Here is a 16,587-nt window from a genome sequence, read left to right on the forward strand (position 1 = left end):
GATCGCGGACGTCAGACCTCCTCGTAGCGTTCGCGTACGGCGACGCCGTGCCCGAGGGGCGCGGCGGCGGAGCAGACGCCCTCCACGGCCGTGAGCGCTCCGGCGGGCTCCCCCGGCCTGGGGGCGACCCGCACCAGGCGCACCGCCACCGCGGTGCGCAGCGGCTGCCGCGACACCGGGTCCCACGAGGTGAGCGTGAGCTCGGCCGCCGCCCGCGCCACCGCCTCGGACCGGCCGTCGAGCCGGAGGACGACGGCTCCCGGCCGCACGCCCGACAGCCGGGCGACGGCCTCCAGCGCGCCCCGGGGCGACTCGGCCCGCACGAGGTCGCCCTCCTCCACGCCGTACGCCGCGGCGTCGCCCGGATGGACCTCCAGGTGCGGCGGGGCGGGAGAGCGGCGCGGCGCCCGGCAGACGAGGAGAACCAGCGGATGCTCGTCGTCGGCCACCTCCGGAGACGGCTCGTAGTCGGCGGCGTGGAGGAACGCCCGCCCCCGGGGGTCGTCGGCGCGGTACCGCTCCTCGCCGTACTCCGCGCCCGTGGCCAGGTCCGCGCCGAACGCCTGGCAGCGCCCCGGCTCGGTGGCGAACCTCCCCCCGGCGTACAGGCGTTCCGCGCCGTAGGAGCCGGCCGGCGTGCAGGGCCACTGCACGCCGCCGGTCCGCAGCCGGTCGTAGGTGATGCCGGTATGGTCGCAGGGGCGGCCCCCCGAGCAGGCCTTCCACGCCTCGAACGCCGACTCGGCGTCGGTCCAGCCGACGAGCGGCAGGCCGTCGCGGTCGCGCAGGTCCATCCGCCGCGCGTAGTCGAGCAGGACGGCGAGGTCCGCCCTCGCCTCCCCCGGTGGCTCCACCGCCTTCTCGCACAGGTGCACCGTCCGGTCGGCGCCGGTCACCGTCCCGGTCTTCTCTCCCCAGGCGGCTACGGGGAACACGACGTCGGCGAGCCGCGCGGTCTCGGTGAGGTACGGATCCTGGACGACGACGAACAGGTCCTCGCGGGCGAGGACCTGTTCGAGCCCTGGAGTCGCGCTCACGGGGTCGGACGCGGTGATCCACAGCAGCCCGACGGAGCCCTCCTCGGCGTACCCGAGGATCTGGGTCGCGTGGGTGGCCGGCCCCCAGTGCGGGATGACGGCGGGGTCGACGTTCCAGAGCCCGGCCAGTTCGCGGACGTGTCCCGGGTCGGCCCAGTTGCGCAGGCCGGGCAGGTCTCCCGCCGAGCCCGTCTCCAGCGCGTCGCAGCCCGGGCCGCCGAGCTGGAACAGCCCCGCCCCGGGCCGGCCCAGCATGCCCAGCAGCAGGTGGAGGTTGTCGACCTGGCAGGCCGCGGCCGTCGCCTGGTTGGAGCCGAGGAGGGCCGGGCCGACGGTCGACACCAGCCGTTCGGCGGCGCCCAGGATCTCGGCGGCCTGCTCGATCCGGGCGACCGGCACCCCGCAGATCTCGGCCGCCCGCTTGGCCGGGTAGGCCTCGACGGTCCGCCACAGCCGTTCGACGCCGACGGTGTGCGCGGCGACGTAGGCCGCGTCGTGCCAGCCGTTCGCGAGGAGTTCGTGCAGCAGGCCGTTCAGCAGGGCCACGTTGGTGCCGCGGCGCACGGCGAGGTGGACGTCGGCCTCCCTGGCCGCGGGCGTCCGGTCCGGATCGGCCACGATCATCGCGGGCGGCCCGGGGCCGAGCCTCCGGTCGAGCATCCGCTCCCACAGCACGGGGTGGCAGGCCGCGCAGTCGTGGCCCCACAGCGCGAGCGCGTCGCAGTGGTCCACGTCGGTGTACGAACCGGGCTGGCCGTCGGTGCCGAAGCTCGCCGCGAGGGCGGCCGCTGCCGCCGCCGCGCACCCCCGGGTGTCGCCGTCCATGTGCGGGGTGCCGATGCCCGCCTTGCCGATCACGGCGAGCGTGTAGTGCTCCTCCAGGAACAGCCGGGGCCCCGTGTGGAACGCGATCCGGCCCCAGCCGCCGGGCGCGGCGAGCAGCCGCCTCGACCGCGTCACGACGCGGTCCATCGCGGCGTCCCACGTCGACTCGACCAGCCGCCCGCCCTCGCGTACGAGCGGGCGGGTCAGCCGTCCCGGGCGCGGCCGCCAGGCGGGCCACTCGCGCGGATCCAGCCTCCCGTGGTTGACCCGGTCACCGGCCCGGCCGCGTACGCCCACCACCCGCCCGCCGCGCACCGCCAGGTCGACGGCGTCCCCGTGGGAGCCGGCCGCCGACGCCGCGGGTACCCAGCGCTCGACCTCGTCCTCGGTGACGCCGTCCTCCAGGAACACGTCGACCCGCACCGGCCACGGGCTGCCCAGGCGGATGACCGGGGGAAGCGCGTCGCGCATGCGCCCCGGCAGGGCCGCGGCCAGCCGTTCCACCGCGTCGGGAGGTCCGTACGGCGTGCGCCGCCCCCTGGGATCGGCGATCCGGTCCAGCACCTGGCACCTCCGCGGTGACGATGTGTGAACGACGCTCCCCGTACCCGGCGCAATGTCCTTCTGATCCCGGATTCGCCCGAACTGACCGGTTCCTTTTCGAATACTTTCCTCGGCGTGATCGCGGAGTCACCCGGCCGGTGAGCCGCCCAGTGAGCCGTTCAGATAGCGCTCGGCCAGCTCGCAGCTGTCGCGTGTGTAGCCGGCGCCGAGCCGGGCGGCCACCTCGGCGGCCTGGTGGGAGCCGATCCAGGCGACGAGCAGGAGACGGCGGAACATGATGAACGTCCAGATCTCGGCCTCGTCCTCCTTCGGGAGGTCGAGCACGGTGCGGTAGCCGCGCACCCACGACTCCGCCATGTGCGGCACCTCGGGCCGGTGCTCGATGAAGCTGACGGCGGCGGCGAGGTCGTAGAGGTACCAGCCGAGGCCGCAGTCGTCGAAATCGATGACGCTCGCCTCCGCCTCGCCGTCCACCAGCAGGTTGGCCAGGCGGAGGTCGGCGTGGATGAGCCCGTACCGGTCCGGGCCCCTGCCGTACCGCCCCAGCCTGCGGCGCAGCTCGGCCTCAAGGCGGGCGAGCACGGCGTGCGCCTCCCGGTCCACCCCCACACCGTCCTGCCACCTGCCCCAGCGGGGCGAGGGCCCGAAAGCGGCGTCGAGGTCCCAGTGGAAGCGGGTGAAGGAGGCCGGCCTCGCCCAGCCGCGCGCGTGCCGGTGCATGCGGGCGGTCAGCGCGCCCAGCCGCTCGAACTCCTCCACCAGCCGGTCCTCGGCCGGTTCTGCGCCGGGCAGGAACTCGAACATCACGCAGCGGCGGGGCTCGGCGCCCGGATCCTCGACCGTGACGACGCGGGACCCGTCGCGGGCCGGCAGCACTCGCGGCGTGACGACGCCCGCCTCCTCGCGCAGCGCCTCCAGCCAGGCGAGCTCGCTGGCGATGGCGGCCGGGGACTGGTAGCCGAGCCGGTGGACCCGGAGGATCGCCCGCGTCTCCCCGTCGTCCACCGTGAAGGTCGCGTTCTCCGACACGTTCAGCAACGTCACGACGGCGTCCGGGGACAGCCCGTACCGCTCCAGGGCACGGCGGGCGACCCCCTCGACGCGGGCGAGGACGTCTCCGCCACCGGACAGGTCGTGGACCTGCATGCGCACTCCTAACGAATCAGTCGGCCGGTCGCCCCTCATCCTCCCCTGTGATCTCCGCTCTGGTGATCCGGCCCCGGCGGATGGGCGCCGGGGCCGGGTCGCGTCTCAGCTCAGCGGTTGGTCCACAGATGCCAGAACCAGTCGCCCTCGGAGCAGGTGTAGTGCTCCCAGTGGCCGCGGTCGATCCCGCCCTGGCCCGCCGCCACGCACCGCGAGTGGCTCGTGAACCACGTGCGGTACACGTCGTCCCCGGCCGGTCGTCCGGCGGCGGCGTGGGCGGCGGGCGCCGCGAGAACCAGCGGGGCCGCGAACAGGGCGGCGGTCACGAGCGCCGCGATCCCGGCGCGCTCCAACGATCTGATCAACGGATACCTCTTCTCTGCGAAGCACTGACACATGACAACGCAGAGCTACCCGTCAATCACGCTCCGTATTCGGAGATTTTACGTTCGGTCCCGCACGAGCCGGTCGATCTCGGGCCGGTGCGGCATCGAGGTGCTCGCGCCCTCGCGCCGGACCGACAGCGCCGCCGCCGCCGAGGCGAAGCGCAGCGCCCCCTCGGGGCCGAGCCCCTCGGTCCTGGCCACCGCGAGCGCGCCGGCGAAGGTGTCCCCCGCCGCCGTGGTGTCCACCGCCCGAACCGGTACGGCGGGCTCGTGGAGGCGGACGCCGTCGCGGGAGCCGTACAACGCGCCCCGGGCGCCGAGCGTCACGACCACCTCGGGAACCAGGTCGAGCAGCGCCTCCAGCGCGTCGCGCGGGTCGTCCCGCCCGGTGAGGACCGCCGCCTCGTGCTCGTTCGGCACGATGACGCCGACCGCGTCCAGCAGCTCGGCGGGCAGCGGCACGGCCGGGGCGGGGGTGAGGATCACCTCCGTGCCCGTCACGGCGCCCGTCACGGCGCCCGCCAGGCACGCGGCGGCGACCACGGCCTCCATCGGCAGTTCCAGTTGCAGGAGCAGGGCGCGGGACCGCCCGATCGTCTCCGCGTCCTCCGCCGAGGGACCGGTGAGGGCGCCGTTCGCCCCCGGCACGACGATGATCGAGTTGTCGCCGCCGTCCTGCACGACGATGTGGGCGACACCGGAGGGGCCGGGGACGGTCCGCACCCCGCGCGTGTCGACGCCCGCCCCGGCGAGCGCCGCGCGCAGCCCCGGCCCGAACGCGTCGTCGCCCACCGCCCCGAGGAACGCGACCTGCCCGCCCGCCCGCGCGGCGGCGATCGCCTGGTTCGCCCCCTTGCCTCCGGGGATCGTGCGGAAGGCGCGGCCCGTGATGGTCTCCCCTGGCTTGGGGGCCTGCGCCACGTACGCCACGAGGTCCATGTTGGCGCTGCCGAACACCGAGATCACGGCCGGTCTCCCCCGGCGAGCGCGAGCGCACGGACACGGGCGCGGGCACGGGTGGCGAACGCGGTCGCCGGCCCGCCTCCGGTCGAGCACCGGACCATCAGGCCCGGCTCCACGGTCACCACGCGCGGCGGCAGCGAGCCGTCCCGCAGACGGTCGAGCAGCAGCCTCGCGGCGGCCCTGCCACGCTCGGCCCAGCCGAGCGAGACGCTGGTCAGCGACGGCCACGCGACCGAGGCGAGGTCGGTGTCGTCCATGCCGACCACGGCGACGTCGCGGGGGACGTCCCTGCCCTGCTCCCGCAGCACGTCGAGGGCGCCGAGCGCGATCAGGTCGCTGGCGCACATCAGCGCGTCGAGACCGGGAGCGCGCGCCAGCAGCGCCCGCGCGGCCCGGGCGCCGCGGTCGCGCGTGAAGTCGCCCACCTCGACCAGGTTCTCGTCGTACGGCAGGCCCAGCAGTTCCAGCGCCTCCCGGTAGGCGGCGGCGCGGGCCGCGCCGGGCGCGGTGCCGAGCGGGCCGTTGAGCAGGCCGATCCGCCTCCGGCCGAGGCCGTGCAGGTGGTTCATGGCGAGCAGGACGCCGGTCCGCGAGTCGCCGCGCACGTTGTCCACCGGCGTGCCCTCCGGCACCGGTCCGACGACGACCACGGGGACCCGCGCCGTGGTGACGGCCTCGATGTGCTCCGCCCCGACGCCGCGCAGCGGGCTGATGATGAGGCCGTCCACGTAGCGCTCCCGCAGCCCGCGCAGCACGCACACCTCGTCCTCCGGGTCGCCCTCGGTCGAGTGGAGCAGCAGGCGGTATCCGGCCGCCTTCAGCACGGCCTGGATCTCCCGCACCATCGCCACGTAGACGGGGTTGCCGATGTCGGACAGCGCGAAGGCGATCTGGTGGGTGCGGCGGTTGCGCAGCGAACGGGCCACCGAGTTGGGCACGTAGCCGAGTTCGTCGGCCGCGCGCATGACCCGGCGCACCGTGTCCTCGCGGGTGGGCAGCCCGTTGAGCACCCGCGACACCGATGCGATCGACAGGCCGGCGCGTTGCGCGATCGTGGTGATCGTGGGACCCTCGGTCACGGCCACCTCACTCTGGGGAGACTCTCGGGTACTCGTCCACGCGTGGCAGCGCGCGGGGAGCTGTAATCGTTTTCGGCGTGGACGGCCCTTATCAAAGCGACGGCCACCAGCAGCGTCAAGTAACCGAGACGTAAAACGTCTAGATCACCAAGCCGCAACAAGCCGCGCGTTGGTTCTGCTCTTCGACCGGTTTCGCCCTAGAATCCGCCGATGTGAACGAAGGTCACGAGGACCCGCCCAAGCTCCCCACCCGGGAGCGATCCTCCCGGCCCGGGACCGGCCGCCACCGACGGCCGCTGCCGGCCGACCTGCCGGCCGACGCGCCCGCCCTGGTCCTGGCCGTGCCGGGCAGGGCCGGAGATCCGGCGGGCCAGGGCGACGTGGCCGCCGAGGTCGCCTCCATCGTCCGGATCGACAATCCGCAACTCGACCTTCGCATCGTCTCACTGGCCGACGGCGGCACCGATCTCGTCAAGGAGTTCTCCGACATCGCGGCCAAGCGGCCGGCCGGCGGACCGGCGGCGGTGGTGGTGCCGCTCGTGACCGGACCCCATCCCCGCGTCCGGCGCGCCGTGCGGGACGCCGTGACGCAGAGCGGGGCCGCGGTGCGGATCACCGAGCCGCTCGGCCCGCATCCGCTGCTGGCCGAGGCCCTGCACGTACGGCTGTCCGAGGCGGGCCTGGCCCGCGCCGATCGCATGCGGCTGTTCAACGTCTCCTCGCCCGTCGACGGCATCATCGTCGCGACCGCCGGGGGCGACGAGGCCGCGCGAGGGGCCGACGCGACGGCCGTCCTGCTGGCCGCCCGCCTGACGCTTCCCGTCGTCCCCGCCGCGCTGGACGGCGTGCCGACGGTGCGCGACGCCGCCGAGCGGCTGCGCAAGATCGGGGCCAACCGCCTCGCCATGGTGCCGTACGTCATCGGTCCCGAGACCGACAGCGAGCGGATCACGACGGCGGCCGAGGCCATCGGCGCCGGCTGCGCCGAGCCTCTCGGCGCCCACGAGTCGGTGGCCCGCATGGTCTGCGTCCGGTACGGCGCCGCCTTCGGCGGTTTCGACGGCTTCGACGACCTGTCGGACTGAGCCTCCCCGGCCCTCCCCGCCCGCCTCACCCCTGGGGTCAGGGCAGCGGGCGGCGGCCGGGGAAGCCGAGGTCGCTGCGGTGGTACCAGCCGAGGGCGGTCTCCCCCTCCAGCCAGCACAGCCGTACGGACACGCCGCCGAGCACGGCGGGGAAGTCGACGAGCAGCGGGGCGACGCCCTTGATCTCGATCTCCTCGGCGTCGAACCAGCTCAGGATCTCGTCCATCCGCGCCTCCAGGCCCTTGGCCTCGGCGAGGCCGCCCAGAGCGGAGGTCCCGGCCTGCCGCAGGTCGTGGGTGAGCTCCGCGAGGTCGGCGCGGACGGCGACGAACGCGCGGGCGTGCTCCAGCACCTCCGGCATCAGCGACCCGGCCTCGTCCAGCGTGAAGATCCTCGCCACGCTCCGGACGCTACCGCATCGGCCCGCCGGAAGGTCACAGGCGGCGGCGCAGCAGGCAGAACTCGTTGCCCTCGGGGTCGGCGAGCACATGCCACCGCTCCTCGCCGGTCTGGCCCACGTCGGCCCGTACGGCGCCGAGCTTCAGCAGGCGCTCCAGCTCGTCCTCCTGGTCGCGGTCGGTGGGGTTGACGTCGATGTGCAGGCGTAGCTTGCCGCGCTTGCACTCCGGCACGGGCGCGAAGACGAGCGTCGGCTGGAGGCCGCCGAAGCCCACGCCCGGCGGGCCGATCTCGATCCACCCGTCCGTGCGCTGGAGGACCTCGAAGCCGAGCACCTCGCACCAGAACGCGGCGAGCCGCTCGGGGTCGTGACAGTCGACGACGAGTTCGCTGATGCGACAGGCCATGACTGCGGCTTTACCCGTGGACGGGCTCCCCATGCAGCGGGCAGTGGGCGACCTCCGGATGGGCCGCCAGCCATTCGATCCGCTGCCTGCTCTCGTCGTCCATGGGCGTGTAGACCACGATGCGGGTCTCCGGCGGCGCGGCCAGCGCCATGCTGGTGGACGTCAGGCGGATCAGGCCCACCGACGAGTGCTTGAACAGCTTCATCCGGACGCCCGGTCTGGCCACCTCATGCATCGCCCACATTCGGGCGAACTCCGGGCTGGCCGCCGACAGCCGGGTGACGAAGCCCGTCCAAGCCGGCTCTCCCACATGCCTGCCGAAGGCCGCCCGCAACGTCGCGACCATCTGCGGGAGTTCCTCGTCCTTGTTCACGAGCGGGCAGCAGCAGTCCGGCATGGTGAACACCCGCCACAGGACGTTACGCTCGAGCCGTGGCCGATCGACCACGGACGCGAAGATCGTGCCGTAGGCGGCGTTCCAGGCGAGCAGGTCGTAACGCCCGCTGTAGACGCACGCGGGCAGCGGGTCGAGCCGGCGCAGGATCGTGTGCACCTCGGCGTCGAGGCCCTCCCCGTCGCCCGCCGGATCGGCGATCTCCGGCAGGTCCGCCAGCCGGTAGAGGTGCTCCCGCTCGGCCGCGTCCAGCCGCAGCGTACGGGCGATGGCGTCGAGCACCTGCACCGACGCGTTGATGGGGCGGCCCTGCTCCAGCCAGGTGTACCAGGTCACGCCCACACCCGCGAGCTGGGCGACCTCCTCCCGCCGCAGGCCCGGTGTACGGCGGCGCAGGCCGGGCGGCAAGCCGACATCCTCGGGCCGGATCCGCTCGCGCCTGCTGCGCAGGAAGGCCGCGAGCTCCTCACGCCTGGTGTTCCTGGTGCGAATCCCCGTCGTCACCTCCCCATCTTGGCGAGTGCGCGACCGCGTTGCCAGGTGGTGTCAGTACCAGTATCGGCAGGCTCTCGTTACCGGTATCGCGACGGCCGCATCGTTGCCGCCATGACCACTGTCACCACCCGCGCGCCGGCCGCGCGGCGAACCTCGCCGAGTCTGCTGCTCACCGTCATCCTGGCGGGGCAGTTCATGGCCGTCCTCGACGCCACCATCGTCAACGTCGCCGCGCCCACGATGCGCGCCGACCTCGGGGCCACCGGCTCCGGACTGCAACTCGTCATCTCCGGCTACACCGTGGCGTACGCGATGCTGCTGATCACCGGGGCACGCCTCGGCGGGCTGCTCGGCTACCGGCGGCTGTTCCTCACCGGGCTCGCGGTGTTCACGGCCGCGTCGCTGATGTGCGGGCTCGCCCCGTCGACCGGCGTGCTGATCGCCTTCCGGCTGGTGCAGGGCGCGGGAGCCGCCCTGATGGTGCCCCAGGTGCTCAGCCTGATCCAGATCACCTTCGACGGCGCCACACGAGGGCGGGCGCTCGGCGTCTACGCCACGGTCATCTCGGTCGGCGCGGTCGTCGGCCAGGTGCTCGGTGGGCTGCTGGTGACCGCCGACCTGTTCGGCACGGCCTGGCGGCCGGTCTTCCTGGTCAACGTGCCGATCGGGCTCGCGCTGCTGGCCGTCGGCGCCCGGACGCTGCCCGCCGCACACGTGCGGCGTGAACAGGGGCTCGACGTGCCCGGCCTGGTCACCCTGTCGCTCGCGGTCTGCCTGCTGGTCGTGCCGCTCGTGCTCGGCCACGAGGAGGACTGGCCGCTGTGGGGGTGGGTCGCGATGGGCCTGTCGGTTCTCGCGTTCTGCGCGTTCCTGCTTGTGGAGCGGCGTGCGGCGCATCCGCTCGTCCCCGGCCGCCTGCTGCGCGCCCCCGGGGTGGCCGTCGCCGCGTCCGGCATCTTCCTCGTCATGGCGGCGTACGGCGGCTGGCTGTTCGCCATGGCCCTCCACCTGCAGGGCGACCTCGGCGACAGCGCCCTGCGGGCGGGCTGCCTGTTCATCCCCGCGGCCGCCGCCTTCGGACTGACCAGCCTCAACTGGAAGCGGCTGCCGGCCGGCCTGCACCGGCCGATGATCGTCGCGTCCGCCGTCGTCACCGCCGCAGGCGAGCTGGCCCTGGCGGCGGCGCTGGCCGGCGGCGGCCACGGCGAGCCGCTGCTGGAGATCAGCTTCGTGGCCATCGGGGCCGGCATGGCGGGCACGTTCAGCCCGCTCATGGCGGTGGCGCTGGCCCGGGTCGCGCCCGCCGACGCGGCCGACGCCAGCGGCCTGCTGGCGATGATGCTCCAGCTCGGCCAGGTCGTCGGCGTGGCCGTCTTCGGCACGCTGTTCCTCAGCCTCGCCCCGTCCACGCACGCCGCCACGGTGACATCGCTGTGGCTGGCCGCGGTGTCGCTGGCTGCGGGCGGGTTCGCGCTTCCCCTCCTGCGCACCCGCCGGGTCAACCGATGAGCACTCGGTGAGTGCTCAGATGAGGCCGAGGGCGAGCATCGCGTCCGCCACCCTCCTGAAGCCGTCGATGTTGGCGCCGGCCACGTAGTCGCCCGGCATGCCGTACGCGTCGGCCGTCTCCAGGCAGCGGGCGTGGATGTCGCTCATGATCTCCTGGAGCCGCCGCTCGGAGAACTCGAACGTCCATGAATCGCGGCTGGCGTTCTGCTGCATCTCCAGGGCGCTGGTGGCCACGCCGCCCGCGTTGGCGGCCTTGCCGGGGCCGAAGGCCACTCCGGCCTCCTGGAACACCCGGATGCCCTCGGGCGTGGTGGGCATGTTGGCGCCCTCGCCGACCGCGACGCACCCGGCCCGCACCAGCGCCTCGGCGTCCTTGCCGGTGATCTCGTTCTGCGTGGCCGACGGCAGCGCCACCTCGCAGGGCACCTCCCACACGCTGCGCCCGGCGACGTACGCCGCATCGGCGCCGCGGCGCTCGGCGTAGTCGCTGAGACGGCGCCGCTCGACCTGCTTGACCTGCTTGAGGAGATCGAGGTCGAGGCCCTTCTCGTCCACCACGTAGCCGGAGGAGTCGGAGCAGGCCACGACGACGCCGCCCATCTCGCGCACCTTCTCGATCGCGTGGACGGCGACGTTGCCCGAGCCCGAGACGACCACGCGCCTGCCCTCGAACGACGTGCCCTTCGCCTTGAGCATCTCCTCGACGAAGAAGGCGCAGCCGTAGCCGGTGGCCTCGGTGCGCACCTGCACGCCGCCGTAACTCAGCCCCTTGCCGGTGATGACGCCGGACTCGTACCGGTTGGTGATGCGCTTGTACTGGCCGAACAGGTAGCCGACCTCCCGCTGCCCGACGCCGATGTCCCCCGCGGGCACATCGGTGTACTCGCCCAGGTGCCGGTACAGCTCGGTCATGAAGCTCTGGCAGAAGCGCATGATCTCCCGGTCGGAGCGGCCCTTCGGGTCGAAGTCCGCGCCTCCCTTGCCCGCGCCGATCGGCAGGCCGGTCAGGCTGTTCTTGAAGATCTGCTCCACCGCGAGGAACTTGACGATGCCGAGGTAGACCGAGGGGTGGAAGCGCAGCCCGCCCTTGTACGGCCCGAGCGCGCTGTTGAACTCGACCCGGAAGCCGCGGTTGATGTGCACCTCACCCCGGTCGTCCTCCCAGGGCACGCGGAAGATGATCTGCCGCTCGGGCTCGAAGATGCGCTCGATGATCTTCTGCTCCGCGTATTCCGGATGCTTGCCCAGCGCGGGACCGATGCTCTCCAGGACCTCGCGCGCGGCCTGGTGGAACTCCGCCTCCCCCGGGTTGCGGCGCAGAATGTTGTCGTAAACGCCCTCGAGCCTTTCGTGCAGCACTCGATCGCTCCTAGCTTCTGCCTGATTTCTCCCAATTCACTGTATCGATGACGAGGTTGTGAGAAGGACCGTCTCACCGGCCGGGACGGACGACGGCCCGCCAGACGTCGATGACCAGGACCGGCCGCATGCCGACCGACTCGTACAGGCCGAGCGCCGGGGTGACGTTGTTGGAGTCGACGTGCAGGATCGTCCCCACCCGCCCCCGCCGCTCGTCGGCGGCGAAGGCTCTGCTGAGCAGCAGCTTCCCGAGGCCGTAGCCGCGGAAACCGGGCCGCACCGCGAGCGTGCGGACATATCCGCAGTTCTCGTCGGACACGAAATGGTCGGTCCCGAGCAGCATCGCCGCCGGCTCCCCGTGGACGCGGGCCAGCAGAAGCTGCCCCCAGTCGTTCGCGCTGGACGACTCCATCTCGGCGGTCCACTCCTCGAACGTCTTCGGCACGAACCCGAAGTGCTCGGCGAAGCCCTCCTGGTGCACCCGATGGGCCGTCCGGAGCACCGCCTCGCACCCGGGGGCGCCGGCCTCGACCCCGACCCCCGGCAGGAACACCGGCCGTACGCCGGAGTGGTCGGCCCGCATGCGGTGGAAGCTGGTGGCGGGGGCGAAGCCGCGCCGCTCGGCGGCCTCGCGCATGGCCTTGTCCTGCTCGTAGAGGCTGATGTCCACCACCGCGTGGTCGTGCCCCGCCTCGCGGGCGAGATCGGCGGCCCGGCCGAGCGCCATGTCCCACAGGAGGGCGGCCGCACCGGGCTCCCGCGCCTGCACGTCGATGTCGACGTTCTCGCTGGCGCCGTTGCGCCTGGCGTAGCCCCAGCCGAGAAGCCGCCCGTCGGAGCGGACCAGCCAGCTGTCGTGGTCCAGGTCGAGCTCCTTCAGTGTGTCGGCGATGTCATCGAGCGTCCAATCGGGCCTGCCGGTCACCTCGATGTCGTGCTCGGCGACCAGTTCGTGCACGGTCACCGCGTCGGCGACCACCGGCCGCCGGATTTCGTAGTCGTTCACGTCGCATTTGTACGTTGAGTGACTTGTGAGGGACTTGCCGGAGCCTTGTGCCGCCATGAAAGTTTCCCGCACCCCGGGGCGCCCCGCGTGCGGGCGCCCGTCGTAGGCGCTGATCAGAGGGGGCGATACCGAAAGACATCCGCCTCGCGGTTGATCCGGGCGCGACGGTGTGGATTCCATGGTCCCGCAGTGGCAGGCGGCTGCACGCGATCGAAGGCAGCCGCGGGGTTCACGAGCCGCACGGCGGCCCGCCGTCCCGGGAGCATCGATGTCCAAGCGTCTCACCGAGCGTCTCAGCGCGTGTCTCAGGGCACGTCCCAGCGTGGCGCTCGCGACCGCCGTCACCGCGCTGGCCGCCGGCGCCGCGTTCGTCACGGCCGGCCCGACGCCGGCGGTGGCCGCGACCGGCGGGTTCGACTTCACGCGGGCCCAGGTCGCCGCCACCGGCCTGCAGACGCCCTGGGGACTGACCTTCCTCCCGGACGGCAGCGCCCTCGTCTCCGAACGCGACACGGCGAACATCATGCAGGTGCGTCCCGGTTCGTCGCCCGTACGGGTGGCGACCGTCCCGAACGTGTCGCCCGGCGGAGAGGCGGGCCTGCTCGGCATCGCGGTCTCCCCCACCTACGCCGAGGACCAGTGGGTCTACGCCTACTTCACCGCCGCGTCCGACAACCGGCTGGTCAGGTTCAGGCTGAACGCCCCGCAGACGCAGCAGGTGCTCCTCTCCGGCGTGCCGAAGGCCCAGTTCCACGACGGCGGGCGGATCGCGTTCGGCCCCGACGGCATGCTGTACCTCTCCACGGGCGACGCCGGCACCTCCGCCAACGCGCAGAACCTGAACAGCCTGGGCGGCAAGATCCTGCGGATGCGGCCCGACGGCAGCGTGCCGCCGGACAACCCGTACGGCTCGCGCGTGTACAGCTACGGCCACCGCAACGTCCAGGGGCTCGCCTGGGACGAGGGCGGACGGCTGTACGCCAGCGAGTTCGGCCAGAACACCTGGGACGAGCTCAACTACATCGTCCCCGGCGGCAACTACGGCTGGCCCACCTGTGAGGGCGTCTGCACCGACTCGCGCTTCCGCAACCCCATCGTCACCTGGAGCACGTCCGAGGCGTCGCCCAGCGGCCTGGCGTACGCCAACGGCACGCTCTTCGCCGGGGCCCTGGCCGGGAAGCGGCTGTGGACGGTGCCGGTCAGCGGCGGCAGCAGGACCGGCAACCCGGTGGCCGAGTTCCAGGGCACGTACGGCCGGCTGCGCGCCGTGGCCGTCGGGCCGGACGGGTGGCTCTGGGTCGGCACGAGCAACCGCGACGGCAGGGGGACCCCCGCGGCGAACGACGACCGGATCCTCCGCGTCCCGCCCGCCGGCGGCTCGTCGCCCAGCCCCTCTCCCAGCCCTTCGGCCTCGCCGTCACGCAGCCCCTCCCCGTCGCCGAGCCCGTCGGTCAGCCCGTCGGTCAGCCCGTCCGTCAGCCCGTCCGCGAGCCCGTCGGCCGGTCCGCGCGCGTGCTCCGCGACGTACCGGATCGTGAACCAGTGGCAGGGCGGGTTCCAGGGCGAGCTCGCGGTGCGCAACTCGGGGACGGCGGCCATCACGTCGTGGACCGTCACCTTCGCCTTCCCCGACGGCCAGCGCGTCACGCAGTCCTGGAGCGGCCGCTTCACCCAGTCGGGCGCCGCGGTGACGGTCGCCAACGAGACGTACAACGGCGCGCTGGCACCGAACGCCTCGACGACGGCCGGCTTCAACGCGAGCTGGTCCGGCGCCAACCGGGTCCCGTCCCCGATCAGCTGCACCGCCGGGTGACCGGCACGCTCATCGGTCTTCCTGACGCACGGCGTTCGGACGGCATTCACTCCTCATAGTCGTCGTCCCAGTCCGGCCAGGGGAGACCGAGCCTCTCGGCGAACTCCGGGCTGCCGCCGACGATCCTGGCGTGCGGCCTGGGGTCGTTGCCGCGCAGCCAGTCCACCAGACGCGCCGCCTGGTCACCCGCGTCCGTGTCGTCGATGAGGACGGTCCACTGGAGCTGCACCCACGGCTCGTCGTCCGGCCGATCTCCCCCGGCGGACGACGGTTCGCGCGGATGCCAGAAGACGACCTGGATCTCGTCCCGCCGGTCGGCCTCCGCGTAGGTTCCGCCCGCTTCGCACTCCCACGCCGCCAGGAGGCCGGGATCCTCGCGCAGCGAGCGGCGCACCTCACGGGCGACCGTACGGGCGGGCCACTCCCAGCCGTGATCGTCCACGGCCCGGGCGACGACCTCGTCGTAGGAACCGGCGGCGAAGCGGAACGGCTCCAGCTCGACCGCCGGCGAATCGGGGTCGCGCCAGCCGCGCCAGACGACCGTGTCACCGTCACGGACGATCGTGACATAGAGGGATCCACAGCACCCCTCGGTGCAGTACGCCTCGGCCAGCCGTACCTCCCGGCCCTCCTCGGTCGCCTCAAGCCCGCCCAGCAGGTGCTCCGGCTCGTACGGCCGGCCCTTACGGAACGCCCGCGCGACGACCGGCCGGCCGTTGACCAGCGGCCTCGTCTCCACGCGGCCCGGCAGCGCCGGATCGGGGACGACGACATGCACCGTCAGCCGGTCTCCCCCGTCCGCCGCAAGCCGCGAGGGGAATCGCGGCACGACCGGCAGGGCGGCGATCGACCGGCGCGCCCAGGCCGCCCGCCGGCGGGTCACCGGGTCGGGCGACCGTGCCGCCCCGGCGAGCGCCTCCGCCGCGCGCGCCGAGGTGAGCAGGCGGCGCAGCCGCTCCAGCGTCGCCTCCCGGACGCCGGGCCGCCACGGCAGGCACGCGGCGTGGCCGCTGGTCAGGTCCTCCGCGAGAGCGACGGCCGAGGCCAGCGAGTCCAGCTCCGGGGGCACGGCCGCCGCGCGTACGGCGAAGGCCGCGAGGGCCCGGCAGGCGTCGTCGTAATCACGCAGCGCGGAGAAGTCCTCCCAGGCCATCGCCTGGAGGAGCCGGCCCGCCACGAGGACAATCTGGTCGACGGTCTCGCCGTCTTCGAGGACGTCCGCGAGGCGTACGGCCTGGGCCACCCGCAGCGCGTGGCCACCGGCCGTGGGATCCTGGCCCGTGGCGTGCCGGAGCAGCCAGGCGACGGCGACGGGATCCTCCGCCCGGCACATCGCCTCGATGGCACGGCTGAGGGTGAGCAGTGCCGACCGCTCCGCCAGCCACACCAGCGCCCCGGCCGAACCGGGGATCGACTCCAGCACGGCCACGGCCACGGGCCCGAGACAGCGCAGCAGGCCGAGCGTACGGACCAGGGGGACGTCCTCCGGGCCTGCCCTGCCCGCCAGCAGGCACAAACCGGTCAGCGCGGGACGGCGGTCCCTCGCGTGCCGGGCCAGCCAGACGCCCGTCTCGCGGGCAGGCTCGGTGGCTAGCCAGGGCAGGCCGTCCAGGACGTCGGGCCTGATCGCCCACGCGGGGACGTCCAGGGCGCGGAGGTCCTCGTGCAGCTCGTCGAGGGAGCGACCGGGGCCGTCGAAGTGGGCGCGGAGCACCGCGGCCAGCGCGGCTCTGGCCTGCTCGACGGAGAAGGAGCCACCGCCAGGCCGGGGACCTCGGTGGTCGGCGTCATCGGGGTAGGGGCGCCCGCCATTGGGAAGGGGCGCGTCGGGTGTCAGCGCGTGCAGGCGGGACGCGTGATCGAACAGGGACAGCCGGTGGTCGAGCGCACCGCGCTCGCGGGCCAGGCTCACCGGCCGGAGACGAACTCGATTCTCTCGTTCATGCCACTCACGATGTCATCCCCGCCCGCCGGCGGCAAGATCGAATGCGTGGGCGGCCGTACGCGCGACAGCGTCACGGCCCGCGCTCCCCGACCGCTGTACTGGAACCGGCGGAGGTGACCGTCCTGCGCTCCGGGTCGGCCAGCGCGCGAAGCCGCTCCTCGTGATCGTCACCGGG

14 protein-coding genes are annotated in these 16,587 nt (G+C 73.5%); 3 read left to right on the forward strand and 11 right to left on the reverse strand.

Annotated features, from left to right (window positions below; all coding sequences use genetic code 11):
- Positions 1–11: 11 nt before the first annotated feature.
- The 5 genes from HHX37_RS06305 to HHX37_RS06325 form a co-directional block, all read right to left on the reverse strand.
- Positions 12–2,426, reverse strand: coding sequence for a molybdopterin oxidoreductase family protein (locus HHX37_RS06305; RefSeq protein WP_182884801.1), 2,415 nt, complete (start codon positions 2,424–2,426; stop codon positions 12–14).
- Between the two features lie 126 nt (positions 2,427–2,552).
- On the reverse strand, positions 2,553–3,572 hold the full coding sequence (locus HHX37_RS06310; protein WP_182884802.1) for a phosphotransferase enzyme family protein: 1,020 nt from the start codon (positions 3,570–3,572) through the stop codon (positions 2,553–2,555).
- 110 nt (positions 3,573–3,682) lie between these two features.
- Positions 3,683–3,937: a hypothetical protein gene (locus HHX37_RS06315; RefSeq protein WP_133305992.1), complete on the reverse strand. Its 255-nt coding sequence runs from the start codon at positions 3,935–3,937 to the stop codon at positions 3,683–3,685.
- Between the two features lie 78 nt (positions 3,938–4,015).
- Positions 4,016–4,924 carry a ribokinase gene (locus HHX37_RS06320; RefSeq protein ID WP_182884803.1) on the reverse strand — a complete coding sequence of 303 codons (909 nt, stop codon included), beginning with the start codon at positions 4,922–4,924 and terminating at the stop codon, positions 4,016–4,018.
- A complete protein-coding gene (locus HHX37_RS06325; protein ID WP_111700681.1) occupies positions 4,921–6,000 on the reverse strand; it encodes a LacI family DNA-binding transcriptional regulator in 1,080 nt (359 codons plus the stop codon). Before HHX37_RS06325 ends, HHX37_RS06320 begins: the two co-directional genes overlap by 4 nt.
- Before the next feature lie 212 nt (positions 6,001–6,212).
- Between HHX37_RS06325 and HHX37_RS06330 the strand changes: the two genes are divergently transcribed.
- The gene (locus tag HHX37_RS06330) at positions 6,213–7,085 is read left to right on the forward strand and encodes a sirohydrochlorin chelatase (RefSeq protein WP_165900667.1); all 873 of its coding nucleotides are present in this window, start codon (positions 6,213–6,215) and stop codon (positions 7,083–7,085) included.
- A 37-nt stretch (positions 7,086–7,122) separates the two neighbouring features.
- Here HHX37_RS06330 and HHX37_RS06335 read toward each other — a convergent pair whose 3' ends face one another.
- From HHX37_RS06335 to HHX37_RS06345, 3 genes are read right to left on the reverse strand one after another with little or no spacing between them, the layout of a single operon-like run.
- Positions 7,123–7,485: a DUF2203 domain-containing protein gene (locus HHX37_RS06335; protein WP_244301765.1), complete on the reverse strand. Its 363-nt coding sequence runs from the start codon at positions 7,483–7,485 to the stop codon at positions 7,123–7,125.
- A gap of 34 nt (positions 7,486–7,519) precedes the next feature.
- Positions 7,520–7,891, reverse strand: coding sequence for a VOC family protein (locus HHX37_RS06340; RefSeq protein ID WP_182880204.1), 372 nt, complete (start codon positions 7,889–7,891; stop codon positions 7,520–7,522).
- 10 nt (positions 7,892–7,901) lie between these two features.
- Positions 7,902–8,789: a helix-turn-helix transcriptional regulator gene (locus HHX37_RS06345; protein ID WP_182884804.1), complete on the reverse strand. Its 888-nt coding sequence runs from the start codon at positions 8,787–8,789 to the stop codon at positions 7,902–7,904.
- A 102-nt stretch (positions 8,790–8,891) separates the two neighbouring features.
- On the opposite strand from HHX37_RS06345, the gene HHX37_RS06350 reads away from it, so the two are divergent.
- Positions 8,892–10,289, forward strand: a complete 1,398-nt coding sequence (locus HHX37_RS06350; protein WP_182880202.1) for an MFS transporter — start codon at positions 8,892–8,894, stop codon at positions 10,287–10,289.
- 15 nt (positions 10,290–10,304) lie between these two features.
- Here the strand turns inward: HHX37_RS06350 and gdhA are convergent, their stop codons facing one another.
- Complete coding sequence (gene gdhA, locus HHX37_RS06355) at positions 10,305–11,648, reverse strand: NADP-specific glutamate dehydrogenase (RefSeq protein ID WP_182876258.1); 1,344 nt, start codon at positions 11,646–11,648, stop codon at positions 10,305–10,307.
- Between the two features lie 73 nt (positions 11,649–11,721).
- Entirely contained in the window at positions 11,722–12,654 is a 933-nt protein-coding gene (locus tag HHX37_RS06360; protein ID WP_310740281.1) for a GNAT family N-acetyltransferase, read from the reverse strand.
- A 268-nt stretch (positions 12,655–12,922) separates the two neighbouring features.
- Here HHX37_RS06360 and HHX37_RS06365 point away from each other — a divergent pair, with 268 nt between their 5' ends.
- Positions 12,923–14,467, forward strand: a complete 1,545-nt coding sequence (locus tag HHX37_RS06365; RefSeq protein WP_182884806.1) for a PQQ-dependent sugar dehydrogenase — start codon at positions 12,923–12,925, stop codon at positions 14,465–14,467.
- A 46-nt stretch (positions 14,468–14,513) separates the two neighbouring features.
- Here the strand turns inward: HHX37_RS06365 and HHX37_RS06370 are convergent, their stop codons facing one another.
- On the reverse strand, positions 14,514–16,379 hold the full coding sequence (locus tag HHX37_RS06370; RefSeq protein ID WP_182884807.1) for a hypothetical protein: 1,866 nt from the start codon (positions 16,377–16,379) through the stop codon (positions 14,514–14,516).
- Between the last annotated feature and the right edge of the window lie 208 nt (positions 16,380–16,587).

The organism is Microbispora sp. H10885 (assembly GCF_014161415.1).
Classification (GTDB): Bacteria; Actinomycetota; Actinomycetes; order Streptosporangiales; family Streptosporangiaceae; genus Microbispora; species Microbispora triticiradicis.